Raw genomic sequence first — 9,164 nt, forward strand, 5'->3', positions numbered from 1 at the left:
TGTAACATACCAAATTTATGATGTCAAATACACCTGACAGACTAATTCTCGTAGGGTGCGTCATATCAATTCCGGTTTCATGAGCGAGATGATAGGCAACGGAGGACACGGCAATGCCGTTTCCCTACTCCAAAATAATCATCAGCACTCCATCAGAGATTTAACTATCGCCCGATTAATTGTAGGGAAACGGCACTGCCGTGTCCTGATTGTGGGTAATGTTAATTCCGATGCCACCGGATTTGATATCAGTCGCGTTAGGGGCGGGCAGGATGCCCACCCTACAATAAAACTGATTCTTTCTTTGTGGAACAGGCCGGAAAGCCTGTTATTGAAAATTGAAAATCCTTAAGAAATGCCTAAAGATTGAATGAATAATTTACTGTAGGGTGCCGATTCTTGTACCTTCGCCAGCGAACCAAACAGCTCTTTTCCCCCGAAGATAACTAATGTCTTCTGTTTAGAGTCAGGTTTTTGACTCGGCAGTTGTGAGTGAACCGACACAATGCTATCTGAATCCCAACGATAGAAATAGTGCAAGTCGCCGCAAAGCTGTTCTTTAAGATCCTTGAGAGTAGGGTAAAGTTCTTTACACAAGCGCGGTTCATGACCGCTTAAAATCAGTTCATCTGATATCTCCATTTTGTTAATATCGATTAGATACATGAGCCCTTCATCAGTATTAACTAGAATGCGATCGTCTGAAAGGTAGCACATATAGCTACCAAAACCGTCACTCAGCCCAGGCCAAGGCCATTCGCATATTCCCAGTAGATTGCAGTCAGGAAAACTGAATCGGCTGATTTGTCGATCGTAATTATTTATAACCAAAAATTCGCCACCAGCAGGATGAAATTCTGGAGGCCCTGTTTCATCAAGACAAGGACCCTTGACGACGTGAATTGTCATACCATCATCATAAAGCCAATAGATTTGCTGTCCGTGCTGACCGGCCGCAGCATAAAGAGCTAAAATTTGATTTTCTGGGTGCGGGTTAAACGAGAAAGAACTGCCGGCGCCAAGAGGGTCTTTGAGCAAAATTTGTCGCTGGATTTGCCACGAACTCGTATCGCGAATTTGAATCTCCACTTGCTTCATTTCAATTAATTTCATGCACCAAAAACGCACGCCGTCTGCATCAAACCAGCAGTCCTGAAATCCATTCTTGTTATGCAAATGTGAAACCTCAACAGGAGGGTTAGCTAGCTGTTCTTCAAAAACTAGCTGGTTTTCTGCTGTCACAATTGCTAAATGATTGCCATTTGCCATAATTGCTGCCAGCAAATCGCCTTTGGGACTGATGGCTAAACAGCTAGTTTCGTCGGGAAGCTGGTATTCGTATTTTGGCGACAAGTTGCGATCGACTAAAGTGACTTTTTTGCGATCGCCACTGACAATAGTCGCCCACTCGGAATTAATGGGTTGATTTATGTATGAGAACGACCAGTCAATTTGTCTTTCATGTTTTGGTAAAATCAGCATCAAGATATTTAGATATGCTGCGTAGATAGGCTCTATTTTAACTGAAATCTTGCACCCTTTTCAATCAGCCTCTTATGGGCGGGCAGGATGCCCACCCCACAAGAAAACTCATTCTTTGTGCAACAGGCATCTTGCCTGTTCTAGAAAATGGTGCAAGAGCTCAGGATTTTATAAATTCGGAGTCTTTCTCGCCGCCTTCTGCACCGGAATAGCCACCGCCTGCGGCTTCTTCTTCGCTGCAAACATCCCAAAGAAGTCGTGCAGCAAAATATAGAAACAGGGAATAATAAACAGCGTCAGCAGCGTCGCCAGCGACAAACCGGAAAACACCACCACACCCAAAGGTTGCAAGAATTCCGAACCTTCTCCAATACCCAAAGCTAGGGGAAACAAACCCAAAACAGTAGTAATAGTTGTCATCAAAATCGGCCGCAAGCGCTGAGGTGCCGCCCTGAGAATTGCTGTTGTGCGATCGACCCCTTCCTCTTCCCGAATTTGGTTCGCCAACTCCACCATAATAATACCGTTATTCACGATAATTCCCACGAGCAAAATTGCCCCGATCATCACCGTCGCCCCGATCGCAGTTTTGGTCACATAAAGCCCGAATACTCCCGCCGCCAACGCCAGCGGCACTGTCAGCAAAATCACCAGCGGGTCAACCAGGGAATTGTACTGCACCGCCATCGCTACAAACACTAAAAAAGTCGCCAATCCCCCCAACAGCTTGAGAGAAGTTTGCAATTGCTGATTAGTTTCAGCAGCCGAACTCGGCACAATTCTTACTCCTCGCGGCAACTTCAGTTCTGATAAAACTGCATCGACTTGCTGGACAGCATCGCCCAGACTTGCACCCTTATTCAAGTTTCCGACAACTAAGAAAACTTGCCGCTGATTGAGACGCTGAATTTCGGCCGGCGCTTTGCCGATCGTAATATTTGCCACGTCGCTTAAACGGATGATGCTATTATTGCCAGATAACGGAATTTGTCCGAGTTGGGCAATAGATTTTACAGAAGTGCGATCGAACTGCACCCGCACATCTATTAATCGGTTTCCCCGCTGCAACTGAGTGGGAACAGCACCTTCAATTGCTGTCTGAATTGTCTCCCCAATATCTTGGGCTGTCAGCCCGTACACAGCGGCCCTTTCCCAGTCTGGACGAATTTGCACTTCTGACTGCGGCGGGTCTGCCTCCGGCCGAAACCGCGCTAATTTTACCTTCTCATCTAATGCTTTTAATATCTGACGGCCTGCTTCCTGCAATGATGCTTCAGTGTCCCCCTGAACCACGACATCAATTTCCCCACCCCGCACGGGAGAATTAGTTAAAACTAAACCCCTAATCGATTCTGGAACTAGCCGCAGACGAGTTCCTTTAGGAAGGTCAATTTTTTTCAATTCCTCAGTCATTCTTTCTGTAAAATCGGTAGTATTGGTACCTGATTTGAGCGTAATTGTGCTGCTTCCCCGAAGCAAATTTTCAGACGTATTGTTGCCGAACAGCAGCCCTCCCGCTGTCGTTAAAGTGTACTCTGTTTCTGGCTGTTCGAGCAGAATCTTATCTACAGCAGCAATCACTTTTTGATTCGTTTCTAAGTTAGTCCCCGGAGGAAATGAAGCAAATAATCTGGCTTGACTTGTATTAACTCTCGGCAAAATTTCTTGGGGAATTTGTCCTAGCATCACCCATGTGCCGCCGCCTAAAATGACAAAAGCTACTACAATTATAATTAACCGCAAACCCAGGACTTTCGAGAGCATTGAACCGTAAGCCCGCGTACCGTTTTCAAAGCCGCGGTTGAAATGTTTTATCGGCCCGAACTGACTGATACCGCTGGAATAAGACATTCCCATCAAGCGAGAAGTCAGCATCGGCACTACAGTTAAAGCTACTAGCAAAGACGCGGCTACTGCAAAGCTAATTGTCAAAATTAATTCGTTAAATAGCAGCGAAAAGAAGCCGCCAATCAGCAAAAATGGCAGCACTGATACTAAGTTGGCCGCTGTGGAAGCAACCATTGCTGATTCTACTTCTTCGCTCCGCAACACTGACTCTTCTATTGTGCGTTCTTTTCGATCTTTGATTCTGCCTTTTTTCAGATGAGGGTTGCTGTCTAGACCGACTACAATATTTTCTAAAATAACTACGCTGGTGTCGATCGCCTGACCGATTCCTAGTGCTAAACCGCCTAAACTAAATAAATTCAGCGACATACCGAACAGCCGCATTAAAATAATGGCTGCTAGAGTACACAGGGGAATAGTCAGAGAAATAATCAGCGTTTGTCTGAGAGAACCTAAAAAGAACAAAACTGCGATCGCAGCCAGCACTGCACCTGAAACTCCCGAATTTGCCACATCGGCTAAGGAATTGCGGATAAATCTGGATTCGTCTAAAGTAGTAACTACGGTCATATCCGCCGAAATTAAGCCGGACTCCTGCATTTCTTTGATGCGATTTTTTACTCCGTCTACAACAGTAATAGTGTTGGCGTCCGGCTGTTTCAAGATGCTTATTTTAACGGCCGGTTTTTGATTTAGAAAAACTTTTACTCGCTGTTCTTCGGTGCCGTCATTGACTTTGGCAAAATCGCGCAGGTAAACTCGTTTTGGCGGGTTGGTACCGGATACTTGAAAGGAAAGATTGGCGATTTCAGAGGCTGTTTTAAAGCGGCCGATTGTGCGCGTCAGCGGTTCGTTAGATTCTTGTCGCAGCCGGCCACCGGAAGTGTCTAAATTGCGATCGCGCAAAGCATTAAAAACGTCATTAAGATTAACTCCTAAACTTTGCAGCCGATTCAGGTCAATATTAACTTGAATTTCTTCTTGAACGCCGCCGGAAACGTCAACCGAAGCTACTCCGGGAATAACGTTAATTTCCCTGGCTAATTCTTCATCGGCAAATACCCGCAAATCTACCCCTTGCCGCGAGTCTGAAGTCAGGGCAAATTCGTAAATCGGCTGTTGAGAAGGGTCAAATTTAAATAGAGTTGGCGATTCAACTGTATCGGGAAGTCGGTTGCGGATGCGGTTGACAGAGGCTGTCGCGTCGTTGAGGGCTTGGTCAATATCGCCGCCCGGTCTGAAGAATAAATCGACGCTGACTTGTCCTTCGCGGGTGCGGGAAAAAACTTGCGTGACTCCTTCTGTGGCTGAGAGTCCTTGTTCGAGGGGGCGGGTAATTTCGTCAACTGCGACTTCTGGGGAGACTCCGGGGGCGTCTAAGCGCACGCTGATGCGGGGATAGGTGATGGAGGGCAGCAAGTCAACGGGCAGTTGGGTGATGTAGAAAATGCCCACGACTATAATCGCAAGTGTCAGCATCAGGGTGCCGATGTGGCGGCGAATGGCGGTCGCGCTAATGCTGAATCCGGTTTTGTCGGCGGTCATTTGTCAATTTTCCTCACTATTGGTTGGCGGTTGACTTGCCTGAATCTGACTGTTCGACCAATTCTAGTAGGGTGCGTCAGTCTGCAATGTCTCGGGAGAATCAGAGAATATTTAGGCTAGGCACCTTACAATTACTATAATAAATGTTAATAAATTCTGAAAAATATTTTTTTTAATATTCCTTTAGAGGTAGTCGATCGCGCAAATGGGTTTATACTCAGCACAATCTCTAACCGTACTTTTAAAATAGCCCTAATTCCGGTAAAATATTGGCTTACGGCTTAGGCTTATAACAGCAGCTAGAGCGCCTAAAGCTCTGTAAAGCTTACTGAGGGAGTAAGAATCATGCTAAATGGAGAATGCTATGGGCAATCGCAGGCTCAAAGAAATTTGTGATGATATTTGGATATTTTTATTAAGAATCAGATGTAAATGTTTGTATTTTTGGGTGCGAAATAAATGGAAAATTTTAGTTTTTTTTATTAACCTTTTTTTTGACGTTTTAAAATTATTTTTTTTTGGTGTCTTGGTTTGGGGTTTAATCTTACTTCTGAGTCGTTTCTGCGAAGTTGACATACACATTAACCGATCGCGCATTACTATCCACTATCAGTGTCCTGAACCAGTCATAAAACCCGATCCTCCCGTTGCTTATATACCCAGCAGGGTTTCTGGTTTCTGACCTTGCTGAGTATACACCACCATTTTTACCGTCAAACCGCACTTCATGACTAATGACTGCTGACTTTTGACTGATGACTACTGTACTTGACTGCCGTGAGCGCGGGGGTCGGAACTACTTGTTTTCACAGGCCCTGTGGGGGGAGTAAAATTAGAGACTTGACCTGCTGCTTGGACGTGTGGCAGAGGTTTTCCTGCTATTAAAGCTTCTAAGTTAGCTTCCATAATAGTGCGCGGCATTTCGCCCATCGTTTCAGCAACGGCACTGCCTTTATCGTTCAAATAAACAAAGTGCGGAATGCCGTCTACTCGATATTTGGTGATTTCTGGCAGCCATTTGTCATTGTCTACATTTAGCATTACAAAATTCAGCGGTTCGGCGTATTTCTGTTTGATTTCGCTCAGATCGTTAGCCATTGCCTGACAGCTACCGCACCAATTAGCATAAAATTCCATGAGTGTGGGTTTGCCGTTTACCAAAGCTGTTTCTAATGGCGTCGAAGCTTTTGCCATTTCAGTGAGACTGCTTGACGGCGTTTGAGTTCGCAGCCCCAAGAAGATAGATACTGAAAGGGCGATCGCTGCTAACACGATCGTTAAGTTTCTGATGCGCGTAGCGACTTTTGTATCGGGATTTTTGGGTGCGGGGGCAGCAGTTGAGTTGGGAGAATTCTGGGTCATATAATAGATTGCGGTTTTATTTCTATGTTTTTATTTTAAATAATAGATTCAAATTATACCACATTTTGAGATAATCAGACGCATCTTATAAAAATTTTTACTAAGCCCAGTAATTAGACCAAGTGCGCTAAAACATAAGATAACAAAGATTGTTTGTAAATTATCGAGGACTTGCAGGGTGAAAAAACGGGTAACACTGACGTTTCCCCAACGATCGATCCAAATGCCTGTCACCTATCGACTGGCAAAGGATTTTAATGTTGCAGCCAACATTATCCGCGCTCAGGTGGCTCCGAACCAAGTGGGCAAACTGGTGCTAGAGTTATCAGGGGACATCGACCAACTAGAAGCGGCGATCGACTGGATGCGATCGCAAAACATCGGCGTTTCCCTAGCCAGCCGGGAAATACTCATAGACGAAGATATCTGCGTTCACTGCGGTTTGTGTACGGGGGTTTGCCCGACAGAAGCCTTGACCCTTGACCCAGAAAGCTTTAAACTAAGTTTTGCTCGATCGCGGTGTATCGTGTGCGAGCAGTGCATCCCTACTTGTCCGGTGCAAGCTATTTCTACTAACCTCTAGGCCCTTTACAAACTCATCGGGATCGTCATCTTTTTTTCCTGGTTTCCATAATTTTGCCATCGGATGAAAAAAACCTCTTGGGTTTCCCTAACTCTACTTTTTGTTACTTATTTCACCTTGGGCTGGAAATTATCTGAGTTTGATGTTCCCCCGCACCAGACTTGGTTTTTAGCCATAGCTTCAATTTTAGTGTTGGCTATCGCCTTGTCGTTCCCGATGAGAAACACAAAAGCCTTAATTAGGGCGTGGTTTTCGAGTGATATCGGTGCTTTTCTTTCTATTATTGTAGGAGCTTTTGTGGCAGTGGTAGTTTTTGCCTGGATGCACCTTTTTGCTACTTGTTTACTCTTGATTTCAGCCGCAGCTTTGGCAAGACTCGATATTCAAATGTGTGGTTGGAAAAATTGGCGGGCTTTTGCAGTATTAACTACCATTTCTTTAGCAGGTGTGGGGTTGGGTGGAGCGATCGAGTTTTGCTTAAAAACAGGCAGGCTCGTATTCTCTTAATTGGGAATGCGCAATTCACCAAATCAAATTCTACAACTCGCAACGGATATTTAGCCGAAAACTATCAGAGCGCCCATCAATAAATACAGCTCATTTTTTTTACCCCCCACCCCCGGATTAATGCCCCGTTCCGCGGCGCAATCATAGCAGTTTTCAAGCCTGGTGAGGTACAGCTTGTCAATAGCCGACTCCCTGTTGCGCGTTACAAATTACCAATTCTCAATTACCAATTACCGAGGAACCTGGAGTGGAACTGAAAACCGCTATCGCAGTATTTGAGGTGTAGCGACTATTGCTCAAAATCTTATTCCCAAAATCCCGCAAGTCGGGCAGCCAAAAACTCGATCGCAATAAAAAAGCAGCTTCAGGGAGCTGCTCGTCAGAATGCATGAGGTATTGTTTTTAGAATAGGACAGGTTGAATTCGATCGGTGCTGGGTTACATTTTTTGATACGGGAGAGTTGATGAGTGAATGGACGATCGTAAAATCGTCACATAGGAGGATAGCATCGATGCTAAATTTCCCGACAATCAAGTTAGCGTTTAACTGTCCTTGCGCCCTACAGCCCTTCAGCGGTGGGGCCATTTTATTTTTAGGGAGAACTCAAGAGCCGACTTTAACGCATCAGACGAGTCTGCGATTAGTTCTTGTATAAAATCTCCGCATCGCCACATCCTCATACTTATAACCCACATTCCGCACCCCAAACTGGCACATAGTCGGATTGAGGGGGTAAAAGTGAATCACCCGAGACAAGGGTGAGTAAAAATACTCAATAATTTTGGTCACACTCCAATCATGAGGGCTGAAAATTTCTGACAAGAGAAGTGAAGGCATGAGTTAAATCTGATACGAGTTAAAATGGCGAGCGGTAGAAAACGAAGTTTATGGCGTATTCGTAACCTGATTGATGACGAAAATGCGTTAATTGCGCTCGCAACCATAGCCAATAATCACCAAAAACAGTGTAAACTAGCAATCGCGATAAACGCTTAAATCAGGATTCAGCAGCCCATGCAGAAAGCATCCCAGATAAAAGTAGAAAACCTAGATCATCTGGGCTTGATAGCCGGTCTAGTTGATGAAATAGGAATTGTTGAAAAAATCAATGAATTAGTAGGCGAACAACCGGGTGAGATAGTCAGTCCCGGCCTGGTAGTTAAAGCCATGATCATCAATGGATTAGGGATGGTTTCCGCCCCATTATACTTATTTTCTAAATTTTTTGAAGGGAAAGCAACAGAACATTTACTTGGAGCAGGGATTCAAGCATCACATTTAAATGATGACCGCTTAGGAAGAGTATTAGATAAATTATAAATAGCCGTAATTACAGAAATATTTACAACCATTGCCCTGTCAGCAGCTCAAAAATTCGAGATAAATACCGACACATCTCACCTCGACTCAAGTTCATTTCATCTACATGGCAAATATGAACAAGAATTGCCATCAGTATCTTTTGCTAAAACAGAAATGGATAGCAATCAGTTAGATAATTCATCAATCAACCATCAAACATCCCCAATACCAATTCAAATTACCTACGGCTACTCTCGTGACCATCGTCCCGACTTAAAACAATTTATTTTAGACCTAATTTGTAGTGGAGATGGAGATGTGCCACTATTTTTACGAGTAGCTTCAGGAAACGAATCAGATAATTCCATATTCGCCTCAATCTGTCAAGACTTTAAAAAAAAATTAAATCTCGACAGTTTAATGGTAGCTGACAGTGCATTATATACCGCTCCAAATTCTGGGGGGGTGACAACCCGCCCCAAACCCATAGTTAGTAAGGATTGAGCCAACTTGTGGTAAAAAAAGATAGGCAGC

6 protein-coding genes and 1 pseudogene are annotated in these 9,164 nt (G+C 44.4%); 4 read left to right on the forward strand and 3 right to left on the reverse strand.

Annotated features, from left to right (window positions below):
* Positions 1-79: 79 nt before the first annotated feature.
* Positions 80-352, forward strand: a complete 273-nt coding sequence (locus QUA78_RS07105; protein WP_333303748.1) for a hypothetical protein — start codon at positions 80-82, stop codon at positions 350-352.
* On the opposite strand, the gene QUA78_RS07110 is transcribed toward QUA78_RS07105, so the two are convergent.
* From QUA78_RS07110 to QUA78_RS07120, 3 genes are all read right to left on the reverse strand, one after another.
* Positions 349-1,482, reverse strand: coding sequence for a hypothetical protein (locus QUA78_RS07110; RefSeq protein ID WP_333303749.1), 1,134 nt, complete (start codon positions 1,480-1,482; stop codon positions 349-351). The two genes, QUA78_RS07105 and QUA78_RS07110, sit on opposite strands and share 4 nt — an antisense overlap.
* Positions 1,483-1,650: 168 nt before the next feature.
* Complete coding sequence (locus tag QUA78_RS07115) at positions 1,651-4,875, reverse strand: efflux RND transporter permease subunit (protein ID WP_333303750.1); 3,225 nt, start codon at positions 4,873-4,875, stop codon at positions 1,651-1,653.
* Positions 4,876-5,634: 759 nt separating this feature from the next.
* On the reverse strand, positions 5,635-6,237 hold the full coding sequence (locus tag QUA78_RS07120; protein ID WP_333303751.1) for a thioredoxin family protein: 603 nt from the start codon (positions 6,235-6,237) through the stop codon (positions 5,635-5,637).
* Positions 6,238-6,415: 178 nt separating this feature from the next.
* Here QUA78_RS07120 and QUA78_RS07125 point away from each other — a divergent pair, with 178 nt between their 5' ends.
* The 3 genes and pseudogenes from QUA78_RS07125 to QUA78_RS07135 all read left to right on the forward strand — a co-directional run.
* A complete protein-coding gene (locus QUA78_RS07125; RefSeq protein WP_006635751.1) occupies positions 6,416-6,820 on the forward strand; it encodes an NIL domain-containing protein in 405 nt (134 codons plus the stop codon).
* 63 nt (positions 6,821-6,883) lie between these two features.
* The gene (locus QUA78_RS07130; RefSeq protein ID WP_333303752.1) at positions 6,884-7,327 is read left to right on the forward strand and encodes a hypothetical protein; all 444 of its coding nucleotides are present in this window, start codon (positions 6,884-6,886) and stop codon (positions 7,325-7,327) included.
* Between the two features lie 1,015 nt (positions 7,328-8,342).
* Positions 8,343-9,086, forward strand: a pseudogene (locus QUA78_RS07135) (IS1634 family transposase); the annotation flags it as partial.
* Between the last annotated feature and the right edge of the window lie 78 nt (positions 9,087-9,164).

Origin of the sequence: Microcoleus sp. K4-B3 (assembly GCF_036704615.1) — a bacterium.
GTDB lineage: Bacteria > Cyanobacteriota > Cyanobacteriia > Cyanobacteriales > Microcoleaceae > Microcoleus.